Genomic DNA, 21,908 nt, shown 5'->3' on the forward strand with positions numbered 1-21,908 from the left:
GCCCGCGGACCGTTTTGTTGAGCGCGCAACATCCTAGTCGGGGAGGCCGGAAAAGCACCGCCCCGTCCAGGGTGACCCGTCAGCTGGACTCGCGCCGCACCACCGAGGCGCCGAGCACCTCGTGGGTCTCCGGTGTGCCGCCCGGGTCGCGCACCACGCGGTCGACCAGTTCGGCGAGGTCACGGCCGGAGGGCAGCTCGATGTGGATCGTGGAGAGCCGGGGCCGCAGCAGCCGGCCGAGCATCAGGTCGTCGGCGCCGACGACGGCGGTGTCCTCGGGAACGCGCACGCCCTCGTCCTGGAGGGCCCGCATTAACAGCATGGCGTACTCGTCGTTGTAGGCGAACACCGAGTCGATGCCCAACTCCCGCCACTGCGAGGCGAGTTCACCGGCGGACTGCTCCGTGTAGCCGAGCGGCAGCTCGGTCACCGAGGCGTCGGTGCCGTACAGGGCCCGGCGGACGCCTTCGAGGCGGGGCCGGGAGTAACTCTCCAGGCCGGTCTCGGCGGGGACCACCACGCCGACGCGGCGCCGGCCGCGCGCGTACAGGTGGGCGCCCGCGCACCGGCCGACGGCCTCGTGGTCCATCAGCAGGGCGTGCGCGCCGTCGACCCGTTCGGGGCCGAGGGTGACCACGGCGCGGGCGCCGGCCCGCTTGAGCACGGCGACGCCCTCGGCACCCGGTCCGGCGCCCGGCACCAGCACCGCCACCGGCCTCAACTCGGCCCAGGCGCGGGCCGCTTCGTCGCCGCGCAGGCCCGCGGTGCCGTACTGGACGACCGTGTAGTCGAGGCGGCTGAGGGCCCACTGGAGGTCGTTGATGAACTGGCCGTACAGCGGGCCGGCCGGGATGGCGGGGGCGGGCATCAGCACCATCCGGCTGTGGCCGGCGCGCAGGCTGCGGGCTGCCGCGTGCGGGACGTAGCCGAGTTCCTTCGCGGCCTCGTGGACCCGGCGGCGGGTGGGCTCGCTGATCCGTACGGCGCTGGTGTTGTTGAGGACGTAGGAGACGGTCGCGCGGGAGACGCCGGCCAGGCGGGCCACATCGGCGCTCGTGGGGACCGAGCGCGGAGTCGGCGATGCCGCCGGGGGCGTATGCGGTATCTGCACCATGACGTACGGCATCTTGGCAGAACGCCGGGACGGCGGGAGCGGCGGGGCAAGGTGGTTCACCGTTGGACGGATCGGGGCCGTCGTGAGTCGTGACGAACATGTTCGTTCAGAACTTGTTCGCGACGAACATGTTCGTTACGGTGGTTCGCATGCCAGCCACCCCCCGCTCCCGCCGGGAGCGTCCCGCCAAGCCCGCCCTGACCCGGGAGGGCATCGTCGGCCTCGCGGTCGGGATCCTGCGCGCCGAGGGTCTGCAGAAGGTCACCATGCGACGCCTCGCGCAGGAGCTCGACACGGGTCCGGCCTCGCTGTACGTCTACGTCCGCAACACCGCCGAGCTGCACGCGGCGGTCCTGGACGAGCTGCTGGGCACGCTGCCCCCGCCCCCGGCCGAGGGGGACTGGCGGGAGCGGCTGGAGCGGGTGCTCATCGCGTACACGGGGATGCTGCTGGAGTACCCGAGCCTCGCGCGCTCCGCGCTGACCGCGTGGCCGAGCGGCCCGCACTACCTGGACCTGATCGAGCACCTGCTCGGCCTGCTCGACGAGGGCGGAGTACCGCGGGAACGGGCCGCGTGGGGCGTCGACCTGCTGCTCCAGCGCGCCACCGCGACCGCGGCCGAACACGCGGGCGGGGACTCCCGCGACGACTGGGACGCGCTCGGCGACGCACTCGGCACGGTGTCGGCGCGGGCCCACCCGCACATCGCCGCCGCGTCCGGGCTGCTCCTGTCCGGAGCGCCCGAGGCCCGCGCGTCCTGGGCCTTCCAGGCCCTGATCAACGGCATCGAGCACACCGCCGTACCCGAACCCCACGAGTAGGAGACCACCATGTCGACTCCCCACCACCCCGTAGCGATCATCGGCGCCGGACTCGGCGGGCTCACCCTGGCCCGGGTGCTCCAGGTGCACGGCGTCGAGGCGGCCGTCTTCGACCTCGACGCCTCCGAGGCCGCCCGCACCCAGGGCGGCATGCTCGACATCCACGACGACACCGGCCAGCCGGCACTGCGCGCGGCCGGGCTGTACGAGGAGTTCCTCACCCACGTGCACGCCGGCGGCCAGGCGGCCCGGGTGCTGGACCGGGACGCCCGGGTCCGCCTCGAATCGCCCGACGACGGCACCGGCGGCCGGCCCGAGATCGACCGGGGCGACCTGCGCAGGCTGCTGGTCGGCTCGCTGGCCGAGGGCGTGATCCGCTGGGGCGCGAAGGCCACCGGCGCCCGCGCGCTCGGCGACGGCCGCCACGAGGTGACCCTGGCGGACGGCACCTCCTTCACGACCTCCCTGCTGATCGGCGCGGACGGCGCCTGGTCCCGGGTGCGCGCGCTGCTCTCGGACGCGGCACCGGCGTACACCGGCGTGTCGTTCGTGGAGACCGACCTGCCGGACGCGGACGTACGGCATCCGGTGAGCGCGACGGTGGTGGGCGGCGGCATGCTGTTCGCGCTCGGCGCGGGCCGGGGCTTCCTGGCCCACCGGGAGAGCGACGGCGGCCTGCACGTGTACACCGCGGTCCAGGCGCCCGAGGAGTGGCTGGACGGGATCGACTTCACCGACACCGAGGCCGCCAAGCGAGCCGTCCTGGAGCACTTCGACGGCTGGGACGAGAGCCTGCGGGCACTGGTCGCGGACGCCGAGGGCGCCCTGGTGCCCCGGCGCATCCACGCCCTGCCGGTCGGCCACCGCTGGGACCGGGTCCCCGGTGTCACGCTGCTCGGCGACGCGGCGCACCTGATGTCGCCGTTCGCCGGCGAGGGCGCCAATCTCGCGCTGATCGACGGCGCCGACCTGGGCCTCGCGCTGGTCGCGCACCCCGGCGACCCCGAGGCCGCGCTGGCCGCCTACGAGGAGCGGATGTTCGCGCGGGCCGAGCGGTCGGCCGCGGAGTCCGCGGCGAGCGGAGCCATGCTGTTCCGGGCCGACGCCCCGCAGGGCCTGGTCGACATGTTCACCGCGCCCGCGGCGGACGTCAGCGCGGCGGCTCCGTCCGCGTGATCCGCGCGACCAGTTCGATCCAGCCGGCCTCCAGCCGCTCCATCGGCATCCCGCACTGCCGGGTCAGGTGGTGGACGAGGGCCGGATCGAGGTAGGCCAGCAGCGTCTGGGCGAGCAGGTCGCAGTCGGCCTCGGGGTCGATGCGCCGCAGCAGCATCGTGACGTGCGTGCGCAGGGCCTGCATGGGCGGGTTGGCGTAGCGCCGGGTGGCCTCGGGCTGGGCGGCGAGCTGGAGGTCGAGCTGGTCGGCCGAGCGGTACAGCACCGCGACCCCGAACGCGCGCAGCCGCTCGACCGGCGGGGCGCCCGGGCCCAGCGGCGGCGGGCCGCCCAGGAAGTCCGCCTGAAGTTGGCGTGAGGAGTGGTCGAGCAGCGCCATCAGCAGCCCGGTGCGGTCGCCGAAGCGGCGGAAGACCGTGCCCTTGCCGACCTCGGCGGCCGTCGCCACCGCCTCCATGGTGACGCCGGCCACACCGTGCTCGGCGATCAGCCGGGCGGCTGCCTCCAGCAGCCGGGCCCGGTTGCGGGCGGCGTCGGCGCGCAGGCACTGCTCTTCGGGGGCGGGGCCCACCTCCAGCAACTCGGGTGTGTCGAAGGGCTCCTGGGGCTGTGGGAGGGGCGGCAGGACGCTGGACATGAAGACAGCGTAAAGCATGGGGAACAGAACTGGACCGCGGTCCGTTTGGGGTGTTAGAAATTAACCGGACCTCGGTCCGGATTCGTAACGGCAGTGTTTCACCCCCCTTGGAGTTCCCCCATGTCTGTCCGCATCCTTGCCCTCGTCGGCAGCCTCCGCGCCGGTTCGCACAACCGCCAGCTCGCCGAGGCGGCCGTCAAGCTCGCCCCCGAGGGTGCCGAGGTCGAGGTCTTCGAGGGCCTGGCCGACATCCCGTTCTACAACGAGGACGTCGACGTCGAGGGCGCCGTCCCGGCCGCCGCCGCGAAGCTGCGCGCCGCCGCCCAGGCCGCCGACGCGTTCCTGCTCTTCTCCCCCGAGTACAACGGCACCATCCCGGCCGTCCTGAAGAACGCCATCGACTGGCTGTCCCGCCCGTACGGCGCCGGCGCCTTCGGCGGCAAGCCGGTCGCCGTCGTCGGCACCGCCTTCGGCCAGTACGGCGGCGTGTGGGCGCAGGACGAGGCCCGCAAGGCCGTGGCCATCGCCGGCGGCAAGGTCGTCGAGGACATCAAGCTGTCGATCCCCGGCTCGGTGACCCGCTTCGCCGAGACCCACCCGGTCGACGACGCCGAGGTCGCCGCGCAGCTGACCGAGGTCGTCGCGCGCCTGCACGGCACCGTGGGCGTCGCCGCCTGAGGCACCGCCGTACGAAGGGGCCGGGGCTCGGTGAGTCCCGGCCCCTTCGTGTCTCAGCCGACCGCGGCGAGCCGCTCGACGGCCGGGGCCACGAAGCTCTCCATCCACCGCGAGGTCTCGCCGAGGCGCGGGCCGAGGATGACGGTGTCGAGGCCCAGCCCGGCGTATCCCTCGATGTCCCGCATGAAGGCGTCCAGGTCCCCGTCGGTGGCCGCGTCCCCGGTGTACGCGATGGTCTTGCGGATGCTGTCGTAGTCGCGTCCGGCCGTGTCGCAGTGGCCGCGCAGCACCTCCAGCTTGTGCCGCAGCTCCTCCGGCGAGGAGGGGATCAGGTTGCAGGCGTCCGCGTACCGGGCGACCAGGCGCAGGGTCTTCTTCTCCCCGCCGCCGCCGATCATGATCTCCGGGTGCGGCGAGCTGACCGGCGCCGGCACGCAGAGCGTCTCGGCGAGGCGGTAGTGCCGGCCCTCGAAGGGGCCGTCGTTCTCCGGGTCCCACATCTGCAGGCAGATCCGCAGGGTCTCCTCCAGCCGCTCGAAGCGCTCCGCGAGCGGCGGGTAGGGCACGCCGAGACCGTGGTGCTCACGGTCGTACCAGGCGGCCCCGATGCCCAGCGTGGCCCGGCCGCCGGACACCACGTCCAGGGTGGTGGCGATCTTGGCGAGGAGTCCGGGGTGGCGGTAGGTCACTCCGGTCACCAGGGCGCCCAGCCGGACGGTGGAGGTGCGGCCGGCGAGGTAGCCGAGCGTCGTGTAGGCCTCCAGCATGGCGTCCTCGGCGCCACCGTTGAACTCCATCTGGAAGTAGTGGTCCATCACCGAGAGCCAGCTGACGCCCGCCGCCTCGGCCGCGGCACCCGCGGCGGCGAGTTCGGCGCTCAGTGCGGGGCCGCCGCCAGGGTGGTTGAACCGGTTGATGTGCACGCCCACGCGCATGGCCGTTCTCCGTTCCGCCCGGATCGTGTGCTGTCCTTCCGACGCTAGAACTTCGAGCACTCTCGAAGTCAAGGCGCGCCGGACGCCGGACCACCCGCCGGACGGCGGAGAGGTTCCGCCGTCCGGCGGCCCCGGCGGCGGGCGGTGCGCGCGGATCATGGTTGTACGAGCCGCACGTCCGCCGCAGCCGCGAGGAGCCGCCATGACCTCCGTACCTCCCCCGTTCGACCCCGAACTCGCCGCCGCTCTGGAACTGGTCAGGGAGGTGGTCTCCCCCGTGCTCACACCGCAGGACATCGAGACGGTCCGGCGGAGCGAGGGGCTGCGGCAGCTCGCCGAGACGGACCTCACCCTGGACGGGGCCTTGAGGTGACCGACCGCGCGGTGCCCGGCCCGGCGGGCGCGCCCGAGATCTCGCTCCTGGTCTGCCGGCCCACCGCGCCTCCGGTCCCCGGCCCGCTGCCGGTGATCTACCACGTGCACGGCGGCGGCATGGTGCTCGGCACCAACCGGGTGGGCGTGGACGCGCCGCTGGCCTGGGCGCGGGAACTGGGCGCGGTGGTGGTCTCGGTGGAGTACCGGCTGGCGCCCGAGCATCCGCATCCGGCGCCGGTCGAGGACGTGTACGCGGGCCTGCTGTGGACGGCGGAGCACGCGCGGGAGATCGGCGGCGACCCGGAGTGGATCGTGATCGCCGGTGCCAGCGCGGGCGGCGGCCTCACCGCGGCCCTGGCCCTCCTCCTGAGGGACCGTCAAGGCCCGCCGGTGATCGGCCAGATGCTGATGTGCCCGATGCTCGACGACCGCAACGACACCCCGTCCGGCCACCAGATGCAGGGCCTCGGCGTCTGGGACCGCACGGCCAACGAGACCGGCTGGACCGCTCTCCTGGGCGAGGCCCGCGGCGGCAACGCCGTCTCCCCCTACGCGGCCCCCGCCCGCGCCACCGACCTCACCGGCCTCCCGCCCGCCTTCCTCGACGTCGGCTCCGCGGAGACCTTCCGCGACGAGACCGTCGCCTACGCCTCCCGCATCTGGCAGGCGGGCGGCGTCGCCGAACTCCACGTCTGGCCCGGCGGCTTCCACGGCTTCGACGGCTTCGCCCCGCAGGCCGCCCTGTCCCGATCGGCCCGCGAAGCCCACCTGGACTGGCTGCGCCGGCTCCTGGCGCACTGAACGAAGGTCACCCGACAGCCACCGGCTGCCGCACGGGGGGCCGCCGGACCGCCGACCGGTCGAGCTGGACGGCGACGCTGCCGTAGAACCGCTGCACCGCGTCGTCCACACTGCGGATGAACCCGGTTTCCGCGTTGCCGCGGCCACTGCCCATGCCCTTCAGGAGGGACAGCCTGAAGCCGGTGATTCTGACGCCGTCCGCCTTCGGCAGCAGGTCCGCGGGCTCGGGCCGCAGCCGTTCGAGCGTGCCGCGGGGCCCCGCCGCGTCACCCTCCAGCAGGGTCTCGATGTGCAGATCGGCCGGCGCCTCCGCCAGGGTCCGCACGAGCCGCTTGACCCAGCTCAGGGGGTAGCCCTGTTCGGGGGACGGGATGTCCATGGACGTCCGGAGCCGTCCGGTGCGCAGATCGGCGACGACGGCTAGCACTCCGGGCGTCCCCTCGATGCGCAGTTCGGCCTGGAGCCGTCCCTGGAGGCACAACTGGTCGGCGAGGAGGCGCCGGCGCTCCCTCGGGTCCCTGCCGCCCCTGGAGCCCCGCACCGGCAGCACCTTCTGGCCCAGTTCACCGCCCAGGCCCAGGCAGACCTGCCGGATGAGCCGCTCCCAGCTCTCCACCACGTCGAGGGCGCGCTGGTCTCCCTGGCACAGGGTCTCGTCGTCGATGCCGTTGCGCACCGGAACCCAGGCGGGGCCCATGTTCTGGAATCCGTGGCAGCCGGAGTTCTCGTGCTGGAGGTACTGCAGCAGTTCCTGAAGCAGCCAGGCGTGCGCCCGGTTGCCGACTCCCTCGTGCCGGATCAGCATCTGGGCCTGGTGGGCGACCTCGGCCCAGGACAGGTGCCGCAGCGCCACCTTGTGCTTGCGACGCCCGTCGATCTTGACGTCGACCAGCGGACTGCCTTCGAGGGCGACGTCGTTCGACAGGGTGATCACGGCCTCGTAACCACGCCGGGCCGCGATGTCCATGTACGCCTGCACCTGGTCGGACTTCAGGGCGTTGCCATTGGTCTTCGTCTCGACCAGGGCCGTCCACAGCTTGCCTGCCCGCTCGACACGGATGACTCCGTCGGGACGCCGGGGAGAGTCGCCGTGCGGCAGGGACACCTCGGTGAACGCCTCCATGCGTCCGGCCGGCGCACCGAAGCCCGCGGTCAGCCGCCTGCCGAACTCGGGGACCTGCGCCATCACGGAGAGGAGGACCGAGGTGGCTCGGGTCTCGCGGTCCCGGTCGCTCTTGAGGGCCGAGACGGGGAAGAGCCGGGACTCGCGCCAGGACTCGTTCTCCGCAAGGGACTTGCCCGCCGCCTTCGGCAGGGTGATCTTCTTCTTCGCCGTCCGCGGTCGCGGGGCCGGCTTCCGCGCCGCCGCGTCCTCCGCGGCCGGGCGCGACCCCGGGACGCCGTCCAGGTTCGCCACCGACGCCTGTTCGACCACCGGCTCGGGATCGCCCGCGGCGGCCGGTTCCTCGTCAGCCGGGCCGTCGAGCACGTCCTGCGGCTCGGCGTCGTCGTCGATGTCGACGCCGAAGTCGGTCGCCAGACCGGCCAGTCCGTCCGCGTACCCCTGGCCGACGGCCCGGAACTTCCACTCCCCCGCCCTGCGGTACAGCTCCCCGAAGATGACCGCGCTCACCGAGTCGGCGTCCTCGATCGTGAACCGGAGCAGCGGGTCGCCCGCCGCGTCGGCCAGCGTGACGGTGAGGTTCTCCAGCTCGCCGAAGCGTGCGTCGCGGTACCGGCTGGCGGCCACGATCATCCTGTCGACGTCCTGGGGCACGGCCGTCAGGTCGAAGCCGATCCGGTCCTCGTCCCCGGCCTCCGTGGGCGCCTTGCCCAGCAGTTGCACGCTGCCGTCGGACGCCACCGGGTTGTTGTAGAAGTAGAAGTCGGAGTCACCGCGCACCTTGCCGCCGGAGCCGACGAGCAGCACGGACACGTCCGCGTCCCCCTCCCCGGTCGGGCTCACCCACCCCAGGCTGACGACCACCGAGCCGACGTTCTCGCTCAGGGCCGACAACGCGACGTTGGACCCCTTCATCATCTCTTGCATGAATCCCCCCAGGATCCCCACCGTTGAGCAGAGCAACTGTAGTACCCACGGACCTCGGTGATACCGGCGATGCGAAAACGACCGAACCTGCTCACTCTTGACCGCTTCCGGATGAAACGCCTCGTCAGGGCAGCCTCGGGGGCGCGCGGTATCACGGTCCGACCGGGGGTTTGATTCGGCCGTCCGTCGGCTCCGGTCCTCCTCCGCGGACCGTTCGATGGCGCATCATGGCCGTATGAAAGAGCTGGCGGGGCGCCTGGCCGCGGTGGATCCGGATGCCGGGGCCGCTGTCTCGGTGATCGCCTACTTCGACCGGCTGGCCGAGAGCCGGGCCGGGCTGGAGGCGCTGGTGCGCGGGGCCGCCGTGCTCTCCGGATGTCCGGCCCCGCTGGTCGACGCGGACCGGCGGGTGCGGGTGCGGGTGGTGCCGGACGGGCGGCGCGAGGACCGCGCCGGCGCTCCCGATCCCGGCTGGCCGTGCGTGCCGCTGGTGCCGGACGGCCCGCCGGCGCTCTGGCTGGAGCGGGCCGGGTCCGAGGGACCGAGCGTGGTCGACGCGGTGATCCTGGAGCGGGCCTCGGCGGCCGTACGGTCCGTACTCGACCGCACCCGGGGCCGCGCACCGGCCCCGCCCGTGGACGATCCGGCGCTGGTCGAGACGGTATTGGACGCCGACGCCCCGGCGGCGGCCCGGCTGCACGCGGCGCGGCGGCTCGGTCTGGATCCCGGTGACCCGTCCCTACGGGTGCGGGCGGTGGCGGTGGCCGGCGGTCCGCCCCGGATCGTGGCGGACGGGCACACGGTGGCGACGGCGGGACGCGCCGGCGTGGGCCCGGCGGTGGCCGTGCCGGATCTCCCGCGGTCCTGGGCGGCGGCCGTCACCGCGCTGCGGTTCGCCTCCGACGGGGATGCGCGGGGACCGGCGGCGGGCGTCGTGCACGCCGACGAGCTGGGCGGGGTCGCGCTGCTGGCCGGCCTCGTCGTCCCCGGGGCGGAGCCCGCGCCCGACGTCCGCGCCGTACGGGCCGCGGCGGCAAAGGCGCCGTGGATGCTGGGCACGCTGCACGCCGTCGCCTCGACGGCGAGCCTGCGGGCGGCGGCCGCCGAGGTCGGCGTCCACCACTCCACGCTGCAGGTCCGCTTGACGCACGCGGAGCATCTGCTGGGCTGGTCGGCGCGCACCCCGCAGGGCCGCTTCCGGCTCCAACTGGCGCTGACCATGCTGCAGCTGACCGATCATCAGTAGACGTCCCGGAGATAACGCCGGTCCGCCGCCAGCTGTTTGACGTATCCGGCGGCCTCGTCCTCGGACAGCCCGCCGTGCACGGCCGCGATGTCCCGCAGGGCGCGGTCGACGTCCTTCGCCATCCGGGAGGCGTCCCCGCACACGTAGAAGTGGGCGCCGTCCCGGAGCCAGGACCACAGCAGCGCGCCGTGTTCACGCATCCGGTCCTGGACGTAGATCGTGGCCCGCTGGTCACGGGAGAAGGCGGTGTCGAGGCGGCTCAGGGCGCCCTCGGCGAGCAGTTCGGTGAGTTCCCGCTCGTAGTAGAAGCCGTGGGCGCGGTGCTGTTCGCCGAAGAAGAGCCAGTTGGGTCCGTGATGGCCGCGGGCGCGGCGCTCCTGGAGGAAGCCGACGAACGGTGCCACCCCGGTGCCGGGGCCGACCATCACCATGGGTGTCGCCGGGTCGGCGGGCGGACGGAAGTGCGGGGAGCGGCGGACCTGCACCGGGACCGGGGTGCCGGGCCCGGCGTCGGCGAGGAACGGCGAGCACACGCCCTGCCGGGGCCTGCCGTGCAGGTTCTCGAAGCGGACCACGGAGACGGTGGTGGAGATCAGGTGGGGGTCGGTCAGCGGGCTGGAGGAGATCGAGTACAGGCGCGGCCGCAGCCTGCCGAGGACCCCCGCCCACTCGGCGGCCGTGGCCCGGATCCCGAACTCGGCGGCGACGTCAACCGCCTGACGTCCCCAGCACCAGCCGGCCAGTTGGTCCCTGTTGTCCGGCCGCAGCAGCTTGCGCGGTTCGCGTGGGTCCCGGGTGCGTTCGGCGGTGAAGCGGAGCAGGTCGGGGGTGATCCGGGTGATGTCCAGGTGCCGCGAGAGGGCTTCGGCGAACGGGACCTCACCCGCGCCCTCGACGGGCACGCCGGCCGTCCCGTCGAGGCCGGTGACGCTCAGCCATTCCGCGACCAGATCCGGGGAGTTGAGGGGCATGACCGCGAGTGCGTCGCCCGCCTCGTAGACCAGCGGGGTGGCGCTCTCCCGGGTGTCGAAGGTGAAACGGCGGACCTCCTTGCCGCCACCGGGCGCGCCGAGCAGCCGGTTGCCGACCAGCCGGGCAGTAGCGGAGTCGGAGGGGGTGGGGCCGCAGGAGGGTGCGGGGGCGGGCCCGCCGGTCGGGGCGGGCGCGGGCGCGGTGCCGTTCCCCAGGGCGGCGAGCACCTGGTCGAGCCAGGTCCGCGCCGTGGGCAGGAAGTCCGGTTCGCAGTCGGCGCGCGGGGCGAGCCGCACCGCGCCGAGTTCGTCCATACGCCGGTCCAGGCGCCGTCCGTGCCCGCAGAAGTCGTCGTAACTGGAGTCCCCGAGGGCCAGCACGGCGTACCGTCGCCCGGCCAGGCGCCCTGCGTCGAGGCCCACGAGGCCGTCCCAGAAGCCGGCGCCGTTGTCGGGGGCGTCGCCGTCGCCGAAGGTGCTGGTGATGAGGAGCAGGTCGGCGTCCGCGGGCAGCGCGGCCGGGTCGGCCTCGTCCATGGCGAGCAGGGCGGCCGGGTGGCCGCCTTCGGTGAGCCGTCCGGCGGCGGTGGCGGCGAACTCCTCGGCGTTGCCGGTCTGCGAGGCCCACAGGACCACCACCCGGCGGGTGTCCGGCTCCGCCGCCGCGGCCTGTGGCGCCCGCGAGTACAGGCCGGCCAGGGTGCCGTTGACCCACCGGGCGTGTCCGGGGCCGAACGGCGCGTCCGGGGGCAGGACGGGGACGCCGGGTGCGCCGGCCGGGATGCCGGCGAGGAATCCGGTCAGGTACTGCCGTTCGGGCTCGGTGAGGACCGGAGGCGGTGCGGGGGCCAGGCCGAACGCCTCGAACGCCGTGGAGGCGGCCGGGGGCAGCGGGGCCGGGGGCAGCGCGGCCGGGGCTTCCCCGACGCCCGGCATCCGCACGTTCACCGGCGCGGACGCCCTCGTCAGCGCCACCGCGCACACCTTCAACTCGGGCTGGAAGGACAGCGGATCGACGGCGTCGTTGGTCACCGCGTTGACGCTGAGGTACTCGCCGAACAGGTCGTTCCAGTGGAAGGGCGCGAAGCAGGTGCCGGGCAGCACCCGGTCGGTGAGGACGGCAGGCAGCACGGCCCGGCCACGCCGGGAGGCGACCTCGACGGGGTCGCCGTCGGCGAGGCCCAGCGCGGCCGCGTCCTCGGGGTGGACCTCGACGAACGGGCCGGGGTCGAGCCTGTTGAGCCTGGCGACCTTCCCGGTCTTGGTGAGGGTGTGCCACTGGTGCGCGACGCGGCCGGTGTTCAGGACGAACGGATGGTCGTCGTCGGGCATCTCGGCGGGGTCGAGATGCGGGCGAGGATAGAAGACGGCGCGTCCGGAGGCGGTGGGGAAGGTGGGCGTGCCGTCCGGGCCGACGTACCTGACCGGGTTGCGGTCGGGGCCGTCGGCGGTGGCCGCGGGCCACTGGACCGGGGCGTCGCGCAGCCTCGCGTAGCTGACTCCGCGCAGGTCGTAGCCGGTCGCCGGGTTGTGGAAGCGTTTGATCTCCTCGAAGATCTGCTCCGCGTCGTCGTAGCGGAAGCCGTCCTCGAAGCCCATGGCACGGGCGACCGCGGCGATCAGCCGCCAGTCGGCGGTGGCCTCGCCGGGCGGGTCGGTGGCGGGGCGGGCGAGGGTGAGGTTGCGCTCGCTGTTGACGAGGACGCCCTCGGACTCGGTCCACAGGGCGGCGGGCAGCACGACGTCGGCGTAGGCGTTGGTCTCGGTGTCGCCGAACACGTCCTGGGTGACGACGAAGTCGGCGGCCTCCAGGCCCTCGATGACGGTCCGCCGGTTGCCGACGGAGGCGACCGGGTTGGTGCAGATGATCCAGCAGGCCTTGATCTCGCCGTCGGCCATCCGCCGGAACATCTCGACCGTGCCCCGGCCGGTGCCGTCCGCGCGGATCGTGCCGGACGCGAGCCCCCACACGTCCTCGGCGAAGGCCCGGTCGGCGTCGGACAGGACCGACCGCTGGCCGGGCAGTCCCGGGCCCATGTATCCCATCTCCCGCCCGCCCATGGCGTTGGGCTGGCCGGTGAGGGAGAACGGCCCGCTGCCGGGGCGGCAGATCGCTCCGGTGGCGAGGTGCAGGTTGACCAGCGCGTTGGTGTTCCAGGTGCCGTGGGTGGACTGGTTGAGGCCCATGGTCCAGCAGCTGGTCCACTCCCCCGCCTCGCCGATCAGCCGGGCGGCCGTGCGCAGGGCGGCCTCGGGGACGCCGGTGATGGCGGCGACGGTGGCGGGCGGGTAGTCGGCGAGGAAGTCCGGCATCGCCTTCCAGCCCTCGGTGTGGGCGGCGATGAAGGCGGGGTCGGTGTGCCCGTCGACGTGCAGCAGGTGCAGCAGGCCGTTGAGCAGCGCGAGGTCGGTGCCCGGCCGTACCTGGAGGAAGAGGTCGGCCTTCGCGGCGGTGGCGGTGCGGCGCGGGTCGACGACGATCAGCTTCGCGCCCGCCCTGACCCGGTCCATCAGGCGCAGGAAGAGGACGGGGTGGCAGTCGGCCATGTTGGAGCCGATGACGAGGAAGACGTCGGCCCGGTCGAGGTCGTCGTAGGAGCCGGGCGGGCCGTCGGCGCCGAGGGAGAGCTTGTAGCCGGTGCCGGCGCCGGCCATGCACAGCCGGGAGTTGGACTCGATGGTGGCGGTGCGCAGGAAGCCCTTGGCGAGCTTGTTGGCCAGGTACTGGGCCTCCAGGCTCAGCTGGCCGGAGACGTAGAGGGCGACGGCGTCCGGGCCGTGCTCGTCGACGGTCGCGCGCAGCCGTCGCGCGGTCTCGGCGACCGCCGCGTCCAGCGCCGCGGGGACGGCCTGCTCGCCGCGCGCGGGCCGCACCAGGGCGGTCGTCAGGCGGCCGGGTGCGGCGAGCAGGTCGGCGGTGGTGGCGCCCTTGGTGCACAGCCGCCCGCGGTTGGCCGGGTGCGCCTTGTCGCCCGAGGCCCCGAGGACGGTACGGCGGCCGTCCGGTCCGCTGCCTACGTCCAGGACCAGGCCGCAGCCCACCCCGCAGTACGAGCAGACCGTCCGCACGGTCGCGGTGTCGGTGCTGCGCGAGTCCGGCGCGGCCACGGTCACCCCCTTGTCCTGGCTGGTCGGGCGCTGTTCTCCGGCGCCGACCGTACGCAGCGGGGGTTTCGCCGGCGTCACCGCTCCTGATCCACGGGGGTTAAGGCCGCCGCACCGGCCGGGGTCGGGCGTTGTGAGCGCGCGGGCGGCGGTATGTCCCGGGATGCGGGATTCCGGGACCTGGTGGAGGATGAGGGCGGCCGTGGGCGGGGGCAGGCGAGGAGGACCGGGTGGACAGGGACACCTCCTCGCGACGACCGGCCTCCTCGGGCGCACCCCCCGTCGACATCGGCTACATCGACCTGCTCCGCGGCATCGTCGAGGGCGCGGCCGTCGGCTTCGCGGTCCTCGACACCGACCTGCGCTACCTGTACGTCAACCCGCACATGGCCCGGATGACGGGACTGCCCGCCGCCGCGTACCTCGGGCACACCCTGCACGAGGTGCTGCCGCACATCCAGCGGCCGGAGGCGGTGCTGCGGGACGTCCTGCACGACGGACGGCCGCGCGAGACCATCGTCTCCGGGCGGACCTGGGTGGACTCGCCGTACCAGGTCCGCGAGTGGCGGTGCGTGTACCACCGGATGGTGGACAGCAGCGGCAAGGTGGTGGGGGTCGCCGGGGTCGGCCTGGAGATCAGCGAGCCGCAGCAGTACCTGTACGAGCTGGAGCGTGCCCACCGGCGCCTGGCGCTGCTGGACTCGGCGGCGTCCCGGATCGGCACCGGCACCGACGTGGCCGGCACCTGCCGGGAGCTGGCGGAGTTCGTCGTGCCGGAGCTGGCGGACGCGGCCGGGGTGGAGCTGGTGCCGGCGGACACGGCGTCGGGGCGGCGAGCGCCGGTACGGCTGTCCGCCTACGCGACCCGGCCGGATCTGGTGACCGGGCTCGCGGCCCTGGACGCGCGCGGTGAGCTGGTCGGCTGGCCGCGCGGCATCGGGGCCCGGCGGGGCCTGGCGGCGGGCCGGGTCCTGCGGCGCAACGCGATCACCGCGGCGCAGTGGCGTGCGCTGATCCCGAGCTGGCCGCCGGCCCGTGCGTGTCTGACCGCCGGTGTGCACTCGGTGCTGCTGGCTCCGCTGGTCTCGGACGGCCGGTACCTCGGCAGCCTGCAGCTGGCCCGGGCCGGGGACTCCGCGCCGTTCTCGAACGAGGACGCCACGGTGGCCCGCGAACTCGCCGCCCGTGCCGCGCGCGCCCTGGACCGGGCGGTGCGGTTCGAGCGCGAGCACACCATGGCCCTGGAACTGCAGCGGGCCCTGCTGGCCGAGCCCGGCCGGTTGCGGCAGCACGGTGGCGTGGAGACCACCGCACGCTACCGGCCGGCCGACGACGAGTCGCTGATCGGCGGTGACTGGTACGACGTCCTGGCCCTGCCGGACGGCCGGACGATGCTGGTCATCGGGGACGTGATGGGGCACGGCGTGGAGGCGGCGGTGGCCATGAGCCACTACCGTTCCACGCTCCGCGCGCTGGCCCGCGCGGGGCTCTCCCCGCGCCGGATCCTGGAGCACGCGGACCGGATGGTCTCGGACTCCGGTTTCGAGCGGGTGGCGACCTGCTTCCTCGCGCTCGGTGACGCCGACGTCGCCACGCTCACCTATGCCAGCGCCGGGCACCTGCCGCCGGTGTGGCTGGCCCCGGACGGCGGGATCGAGCTGGTGCCGGTGCCGGTCGGCCCGCCGCTGGGCAGCGGCCTCGGCCGGTACGAGCAGCGTGTCACCCCGGAACGCGGCGGTGTGCTGCTGCTGTACACCGACGGGCTGGTGGAGCGGCGCGGTGAGGACATCGACCGCGGTCTGGCCCGGCTGACGAGCCTGACCCTGTCGCCCGGCGACCCGCTGGACAAGATCGTCGACACGGTCCTCGACCACCTCGCCGTCGGCTCGGAGGACGACATCGCGCTGCTCGCGGCCCGCGCGGTGCGGCGGCGGTGACCGGGCGGTTCAGCCGTACGTGAGCACCATGCGGAAGCGGGCGCCGCCGTCCATCATCCTCTGATAGGCCGCGCCCGCCTCCTCCAGCGGCACGGTCTCGATGGTCGGCCGGATCCCGTGCAGGGCGCTGAAGTCCAGGGTGTCCTGCACGTCCTGGGCGGTGCCGGAGGGATGGCCGCGCACCTCCCGGGCGCGCATGAGCAGCTGGAGCGGGCTGATCCCCATGGGTTCGGGGTCGATGCCGATCACCACCAGCTCGCCCCGCGGGGCGAGACCGTCGACGGCCGCCGAGATGGCCTGGGAGTTGCCCGCGGTGGCGAGGACGACCTTGGCGCCGCCGAGCGACTGGAGGGCGTCGGCTACGGGGGTGGCGGCCGTGGAGTCGACGTAGTGGTGGGCGCCGAGCTGCTTGGCGAAGTCGGCCTTCTCGGCGCCGCGGGCGATGGCCACCGTCTCGAAGCCCATGGCCACCGCGTACTTCACGCCGAGGTGGCCGAGCCCGCCGAGGCCTACCACGGCGACCAGGTCACCGGGTTCGGCCGGGCTGCGCCGCAGCCCGTTGAAGGTGGTCACGCCCGCGCAGCCCAGGGGTGCGGCGTCGGCGGCGGCCAGGCCTTCGGGGATGCGGGCCAGGGCGTCGACCGGGGCGACGACCCGCTCGCCGAAGCCGCCGTCGTAGGACCAGCCGGGCACCCGCAGGTTCTCGCAGACGATGAAGTCGCCCTGCCGGCAGGGCGTGCAGTGGCCGCAGCTGCCGCCGAACCAGCCGACGCCCACCCGGTCGCCGACCTGCCAGCCCCAGTCGTCGATGCCCTCGCCGATCTCCTCGATCCGCCCGGCGATCTCGTGTCCGGGCACCACGGGGAAGGTGATGCCCGGCAGCCCGGCGTTCACGAAGAAGCTGTCGCTGTGGCAGACCCCGCAGGCCTCCACGGCGATCCGCACGTGCCGGGGACCCGGCCGGGGCACCTCGCGTTCGACGATCTCGAAGGGTCCGCCCGCGGTGGTCACCTGCGCGACTCGGTAGGTACTCATACGTCTCTCCCGGAGCGGGTACGACGGGTACGGTCACACCCCCTCCCCCAGCACACCAGCTCCGGGCCGATCGCGCGCGTCGAGCCCCCGTTCACGGCGGAGTGACGTGGGTGGTACGGGGTGTCACGAGGTGATGCCGTCGTACTCGTTCCAGGTGTAGGCGAGGTCGGGCGAGGAGGGCTTGCCGGTCCAGTCGAAGTAGTCCCAGACGAGTTCGGCAGGGTCGGTGGCGAGGTAGCCGCGGCCGGGCAGGTCGTCGCCGTCGTCCCAGGCCCAGGGCGGGTTGGCCGCGTTGGTGTCGCAGGCGCCGTTGGCCGGGCCGAGGACGCCGCCGGCACCGCACTTGGCGCCGTAGGGGTTGGAGCTGGTGTCGCCGGCGAAGGTGTCCGGGGTGGCGAACAGCGTGGTCAGGTTGCGGTTGGCCCACATGCCGTTCGGGGCGAAGACGTCGGTCAGCGTGTACTGCACGTCGCGGTCGTTCGATCCGGACGGCACCTCGGCGGCGGTGCCGGGGTAGTAGACGATGCCGTCGCCGTTCGCGTACTGGTCGCGTTCCTTGGAGAGGTAGCCCTCGGCCCACGTGGCATGGGTGTTGGGCTGCTGGGTGGTGAACGGCCGTCCGTGGCCGTCGTCGTGCGGATCGCCCTGGAGTTTCAGGGTGCCGTCGACGCTCTCCTGCCCGCTGGTGAAGTCGCTGCCCGCGGGCACCCAGGAGTAGAAGTTGCTGTGCGCGACGGTGATCGCGGCCTTCAGCTTCCCGTGCGCGGAGCCGTCGTCGGCGACGACGACGAGGACGCCCTCGGAGTCGTTCTCGTGCTCGGTGAGGTCCTCCTGGTAGTTGTCCAGCACGCCGTCCGACCAGTCGCGCGGGTGGAAGTACGTGTACAGCAGGTAGGAGAAGGACGGGGTCCGGACCACCGAGTAGTACACGTGGGCCGCGAGCGCGTTCTGGCCGGTGTTCTCCCAGTTGTCGCGGCCGTCGAGGTCACCGTCGTAGTCGTAGGAGGTGAGGTAGTCGGACTTTCCGCCGAGCGCGGTCTCGCCGGTGGAGTCGACATCCTGGAAGGTGACGGGGGCCCACCACTGGGCGAGGGCGGCACGGTCGGCGGCGGAGTCGGCGTGCGCCTGGACGGGGTGGGTGAGGCCGGCGCAGCAGACGGCGGCCAGGGCCGCCGTCAGGGCGAGGGATCTGCGTCGGGACGGCTGCACACGGGGACGGTGGGGGCGGCTGGTTGCCACGGTTCCTCCGGGAGGGGCGACAAGGAACCGGCACGTCGGTGAAGTCGACGTGCCGGTACGGGAGTTGACGCTGAACTCGGGTGGTGCGTGCGGTGCCGCGCGTACGATACCGCCGGGTGCCGGCGCGCCGGCGGGGTCAGCAGGTGATCGTGCCCCGGCGCAGGGCGTGGCCGCTGTCGTTGCTGTCGTCGGACCAGTACACGGGCTTGCTGCCGCCCGTGCACGCGTCGGAGCCGGAGACCGAGAAGCCCTCGTTGTTGAGGTTGTCCATGCCGGACGGACGGTTGTAGACCGCGGTGGTGGCGAAGACCCCGGACGCGTTGATCTTCAGGGTCCGGTGCTGGCCGTCACAGGTGTCGTCGCAGACCGCCCAGAGGCGGGAGGCCTGCGGCTCCCACTGGAGTTCCATCACGCCGGCCATGCCGCTGCTGACGGACGCGACGCGGGTGAAGGTGCCGCCGTCCTTGAGGACGTAGCCGTAGATCATGCCGGTGCCCTCGACGCCGACGAAGAACACGCCGCCCGTGTGGGAGCCGTAGCCGGCCGGGTTGTAGGCCGCGCCGGTGGAGGCGTCCTTGAACCCGGCGGCGGTCAGGGCCGCGTCCGGGACCCAGGTGATGCCCTCCAGGCCGAGGTTGGAGCCCACGGACGGCAGGTCCGGGGTGAGGTTCCACTCGGTGGCGGCGGTGAGCGTGCCGGCGGTGCCGCTCACGTCGTACTTGAGGACGGACAGCCGGCTGGTGCCGGAGGAGTCGGCGTTGCGCTCGCTCGCCACGTAGACGCCCCCGCTCGACCCGGAACCGGTCAGCGTGACGCCCTCGTCGTCGGGCGTGCCGGAACCGCCGGGGAACCGCAGGGACTTGCCGGAGGACCAGCCGCCGGTGGTGTCGGCCTTCCAGGCGGTGGAGCCGTTCGGGACCAGGCGCCACAGCTTGCCGCTGTTCTGCGCCGCCCACATCACGTTCCCCTCCTGGTAGAGGCCGCTGAGGTCGGAGCCGAAGGCGTTCTTGGTGTCGGCGGTCGCCACCGAGCCGCCGCCCGGCCACGCCGACGGCGAAACGCCGCCGGAGCCGCAGGCGTTGGCGGCGCCCAGCGTCAGGGCCGCCGAGCCGAAGGCACCCGTACCGTCCGGGCAGCGCGACCACGACGGGGCGGAGTGCTGGCTCCAGCTGAAGCTGTCCACCAGGGTGGTGCCGTCGGCGAGGTAGAGGCGTGCCTCGTCGTCGGAGCCCAGACCGAAAGCGTTGTGCACGTCGAAGGCCACGAACCCGCCGGGGGCGAGCGTGGTGCCGGCGGCTATCGCGTACTTGGAGCTGTTGTCGTCGTCCTTGATGATCCAGCCGGACAGGTTCACCGAGGCGGTGCCCTTGTTGTAGAGCTCCACCGAGTCGTTGACGCTGCCGGTGGTCACCACCTCGTTGATCCGGATGTCGTCGGCCGCGGCCGCGTGGGCGGGGGACGCGGTCAGGGCGCCGACGGCGAGCGTCGGGCCGGCGACGGCGACGAGCAGAACACGGAGGCTGCGACGCCACCGGCGGGCGCGTGAATCGGTCACGGAGTCCGTCCTGGGGTGTGAGATGTGACAGGCCGCCAGGACCCTTCCTACGCAGCCCGAACGGCCGCCCTCACCCAGGTGAGGCCGGTGTGAACGGTCGGCGAATCACCAAGATCACGCGCGGTGGGGCGGTGCGCCCGGCCGTGCTGGGGTCGTCCGTCGCCCGGCCGCCCGTCGTCATGGTCAAGACTGCGTCATCTCCGTACCGCGGCTGAGAGAGCGGGCGCCGGGCGACGTACCAAGGGAGCACGTGGCAGCGACTCCTGAAAGGCGACTCCTTGAACCCGCGACGCATCGCCCTGCTCCTTGCCGCAGGGCTCGTCTCCCCGCTCCTGCTCGGGGCGTGCGGCTCCTCGGACGGATCCGGCTCCGGCGGCGCCGCGCCCGCGGCCCCGGCCGCGTCGGCCCCCACGGTCTCCGCGCCGGCCGCTCCGGCGGCGGGCGGCGGCGGGAGCACCGGGCCCTCGGCGGTCACGACCGGTGTGGCGGCCACGGCGGTGACCGGCGTCGGCACCGTGGTCACCGACGACCGGGGCATGACCCTCTACCGTTTCGACGAGGACCGGCCGGATCCGTCCCGGTGGACGTGCTCCGGCACCTGCACGAAGACGTGGCTGCCGGTCATCGTCGGCGATGCCGTGCGGACCTCGGGAGTGGGCAGGAATCTGCTCGGCACGGTCCACCGCGACGGCGAGAAGCAGCTGACCCTCGCCGGGTGGCCGCTCTACCGGTACAGCGGTGACACCGCGGCCGGACAGGCGAACGGCCAGGGCAGGGACGCGCGGTGGCATGCCGTCGCCCCGTCCGGCGCGAAGGCCGCCGGGACCGGCTGACCCGGCACCGTCCGCCTCCCGCGCTGAACCTCCCGGGCCGCCGCCACGTACCACGGTGCGGTGGCGGCCCGGTGCCGCCCCGGCGCACCGCCAGGGAACCGCCCGACGGGCGACGCGCCGCCAGGAGAAGGGGTCGAACGATTTCCACGGACCTGAGCCGTCCGGCCGGCAGCACGCTCGAAGCGGCCGCCCCGGCCGCGCGGGAGGAGACGGCGGCGGGGACGCACGGCCGCCCGCAGGTGGCCGGCCTGGACGGCCTCCGCGGCCTGGCCGCCCTGTATGTGGTGCTGTTCCACTGCTGGTTGTACACCTTTCCCGGCTACCCGGACAGTTCCGCGCCCGGGTGGCTGAAGGGGCTGATGTTCGGGCGTCTCGCCGTCGTCTTCTTCCTGGTGCTGTCCGGCTTCTCCCTGGCGCTCTCACCGGCGCGCCACGGCTGGCGGACCGGCGGTGCCGCCCGGTTCCTGCGCCGGCGTGCCTGGCGGATCCTGCCGCCGTACTGGGCGGCGCTGGCGCTGAGCCTGCTCGTGTCGCTCCTCGTGGTCCCGGCCTCGCACCACGGCCCGCCCACCGCCGGTACCGCCCTGGTGTTCGGCCTCGTCCTCCAGGACCTGGTCACCGCGCCCACGCCGAACGGCGCGTTCTGGTCGATCGGCGTGGAGGCCGAGCTGTACCTGCTCCTCCCGCTGCTGCTCCTCGTGCGGCGGCGGACGAACGCGGTGGTCCTGGCCGCGTGCGCGGCGCTGCCGGTGATCGCTCTCGGTCTGGCCGCGCCGGGCGGGAACCCGGTGGAGGGCGACAACCTGCTCGCTCCCCACCTCGCGCCGGTGTTCGTCGCCGGTGTGATCGGCGCGGGGATCGTCGCCGCGCGGGAGCGGGTGCGGCGGCTGCCCTGGGCCTGGTTCGCGGCGGCGGCCGCCCTGCCCGTCCTGGCCGTCGGCCTCGTCAAGGGCTCCGTGTGGACGGTGGACCACTACTTCTGGATCGACCTCGCCGTCGCTCCCGCCATGGCGATGCTGCTCGCCGCGGTGGCCACCGGCAGGCCCGTCCCGCTCCTGCGGCTGCTGGACAGCCGCCCGGTGCGCGGCCTCGGCGACTTCTCCTACAGCCTGTACCTGATCCACCTGCCGGTCGTCCTGACGGTGATCCACCGCGTCGCCCCGCGTCTCGTGGCCCCGGGCCTGCCCACGTTCTGCCTGACGCTCGCCGTGGCGCTGCCGGTCTCGGTGTCCGGGGCCTGGCTGTTCTCGCGGATCTTCGAGATGCCCTTCAAACGGAACAGGTCCTGGCGGGCGCTGCTCCGGCGGGAGACCTGAGCGGACAGGACCGGCGGTCGGGCGGGGCCGTACGGCGGGAGCCGTCGCCCCGGGCGCGGCGGGCGTCCCGGGGCAACGGCTCCT

Annotated in this window: 15 protein-coding genes and 1 pseudogene; 8 read left to right on the forward strand and 8 right to left on the reverse strand. The window is 73.7% G+C overall.

The features are described 5' to 3' along the window. Positions 1-79: 79 nt before the first annotated feature. Complete coding sequence (locus ACIQOE_RS08510) at positions 80-1,126, reverse strand: LacI family DNA-binding transcriptional regulator (protein WP_401410533.1); 1,047 nt, start codon at positions 1,124-1,126, stop codon at positions 80-82. Between the two features lie 137 nt (positions 1,127-1,263). Here ACIQOE_RS08510 and ACIQOE_RS08515 point away from each other — a divergent pair, with 137 nt between their 5' ends. Further along, positions 1,264-1,935 (forward strand): TetR/AcrR family transcriptional regulator, encoded by a 672-nt coding sequence (locus ACIQOE_RS08515; RefSeq protein ID WP_351313787.1) that lies wholly within the window; start codon positions 1,264-1,266, stop codon positions 1,933-1,935. A gap of 9 nt (positions 1,936-1,944) precedes the next feature. Further along, positions 1,945-3,111, forward strand: coding sequence for an FAD-dependent oxidoreductase (locus tag ACIQOE_RS08520; protein WP_401410536.1), 1,167 nt, complete (start codon positions 1,945-1,947; stop codon positions 3,109-3,111). On the opposite strand, the gene ACIQOE_RS08525 is transcribed toward ACIQOE_RS08520, so the two are convergent. Continuing rightward, the gene (locus ACIQOE_RS08525) at positions 3,086-3,766 is read right to left on the reverse strand and encodes a TetR/AcrR family transcriptional regulator (RefSeq protein ID WP_401410538.1); all 681 of its coding nucleotides are present in this window, start codon (positions 3,764-3,766) and stop codon (positions 3,086-3,088) included. The two genes, ACIQOE_RS08520 and ACIQOE_RS08525, sit on opposite strands and share 26 nt — an antisense overlap. Positions 3,767-3,868: 102 nt before the next feature. Here ACIQOE_RS08525 and ACIQOE_RS08530 point away from each other — a divergent pair, with 102 nt between their 5' ends. Continuing rightward, positions 3,869-4,426, forward strand: coding sequence for an NAD(P)H-dependent oxidoreductase (locus ACIQOE_RS08530; protein WP_351313796.1), 558 nt, complete (start codon positions 3,869-3,871; stop codon positions 4,424-4,426). A 53-nt stretch (positions 4,427-4,479) separates the two neighbouring features. On the opposite strand, the gene ACIQOE_RS08535 is transcribed toward ACIQOE_RS08530, so the two are convergent. Then, positions 4,480-5,361, reverse strand: a complete 882-nt coding sequence (locus tag ACIQOE_RS08535; RefSeq protein ID WP_365559586.1) for an LLM class F420-dependent oxidoreductase — start codon at positions 5,359-5,361, stop codon at positions 4,480-4,482. Between the two features lie 202 nt (positions 5,362-5,563). Between ACIQOE_RS08535 and ACIQOE_RS08540 the strand changes: the two are divergent. Further along, positions 5,564-6,537, forward strand: a pseudogene (locus ACIQOE_RS08540) (alpha/beta hydrolase). A gap of 7 nt (positions 6,538-6,544) precedes the next feature. On the opposite strand, the gene ACIQOE_RS08545 reads toward ACIQOE_RS08540, so the two are convergent. Beyond that, the gene (locus ACIQOE_RS08545; protein WP_401410540.1) at positions 6,545-8,587 is read right to left on the reverse strand and encodes a TerD family protein; all 2,043 of its coding nucleotides are present in this window, start codon (positions 8,585-8,587) and stop codon (positions 6,545-6,547) included. 235 nt (positions 8,588-8,822) lie between these two features. Here ACIQOE_RS08545 and ACIQOE_RS08550 point away from each other — a divergent pair, with 235 nt between their 5' ends. Beyond that, complete coding sequence (locus ACIQOE_RS08550) at positions 8,823-9,833, forward strand: helix-turn-helix domain-containing protein (protein ID WP_401410542.1); 1,011 nt, start codon at positions 8,823-8,825, stop codon at positions 9,831-9,833. On the opposite strand, the gene ACIQOE_RS08555 is transcribed toward ACIQOE_RS08550, so the two are convergent. Beyond that, positions 9,827-13,873: a molybdopterin-dependent oxidoreductase gene (locus ACIQOE_RS08555; RefSeq protein ID WP_401411543.1), complete on the reverse strand. Its 4,047-nt coding sequence runs from the start codon at positions 13,871-13,873 to the stop codon at positions 9,827-9,829. The two genes, ACIQOE_RS08550 and ACIQOE_RS08555, sit on opposite strands and share 7 nt — an antisense overlap. A gap of 266 nt (positions 13,874-14,139) precedes the next feature. Between ACIQOE_RS08555 and ACIQOE_RS08560 the strand changes: the two genes are divergently transcribed. Beyond that, entirely contained in the window at positions 14,140-15,846 is a 1,707-nt protein-coding gene (locus ACIQOE_RS08560) for a SpoIIE family protein phosphatase (protein WP_401410544.1), read from the forward strand. Between the two features lie 9 nt (positions 15,847-15,855). Here the strand turns inward: ACIQOE_RS08560 and ACIQOE_RS08565 are convergent, their stop codons facing one another. From ACIQOE_RS08565 to ACIQOE_RS08575, 3 genes are all read right to left on the reverse strand, one after another. After that, positions 15,856-16,881: an alcohol dehydrogenase gene (locus ACIQOE_RS08565; protein ID WP_351313815.1), complete on the reverse strand. Its 1,026-nt coding sequence runs from the start codon at positions 16,879-16,881 to the stop codon at positions 15,856-15,858. A gap of 123 nt (positions 16,882-17,004) precedes the next feature. Continuing rightward, positions 17,005-18,090, reverse strand: coding sequence for a hypothetical protein (locus ACIQOE_RS08570; RefSeq protein ID WP_401410546.1), 1,086 nt, complete (start codon positions 18,088-18,090; stop codon positions 17,005-17,007). A 166-nt stretch (positions 18,091-18,256) separates the two neighbouring features. Further along, a complete protein-coding gene (locus tag ACIQOE_RS08575; RefSeq protein ID WP_401410548.1) occupies positions 18,257-19,675 on the reverse strand; it encodes a lamin tail domain-containing protein in 1,419 nt (472 codons plus the stop codon). 278 nt (positions 19,676-19,953) lie between these two features. Between ACIQOE_RS08575 and ACIQOE_RS08580 the strand changes: the two genes are divergently transcribed. Next, positions 19,954-20,508, forward strand: a complete 555-nt coding sequence (locus ACIQOE_RS08580) for a hypothetical protein (protein ID WP_401410550.1) — start codon at positions 19,954-19,956, stop codon at positions 20,506-20,508. Between the two features lie 71 nt (positions 20,509-20,579). Continuing rightward, positions 20,580-21,824 (forward strand): acyltransferase family protein, encoded by a 1,245-nt coding sequence (locus ACIQOE_RS08585; protein WP_401410552.1) that lies wholly within the window; start codon positions 20,580-20,582, stop codon positions 21,822-21,824. Positions 21,825-21,908 lie beyond the last annotated feature (84 nt).

Origin of the sequence: Streptomyces sp. NPDC091282 (assembly GCF_044757385.1) — a bacterium.
GTDB classification, from domain to species: domain Bacteria; phylum Actinomycetota; class Actinomycetes; order Streptomycetales; family Streptomycetaceae; genus Streptomyces; species Streptomyces gramineus.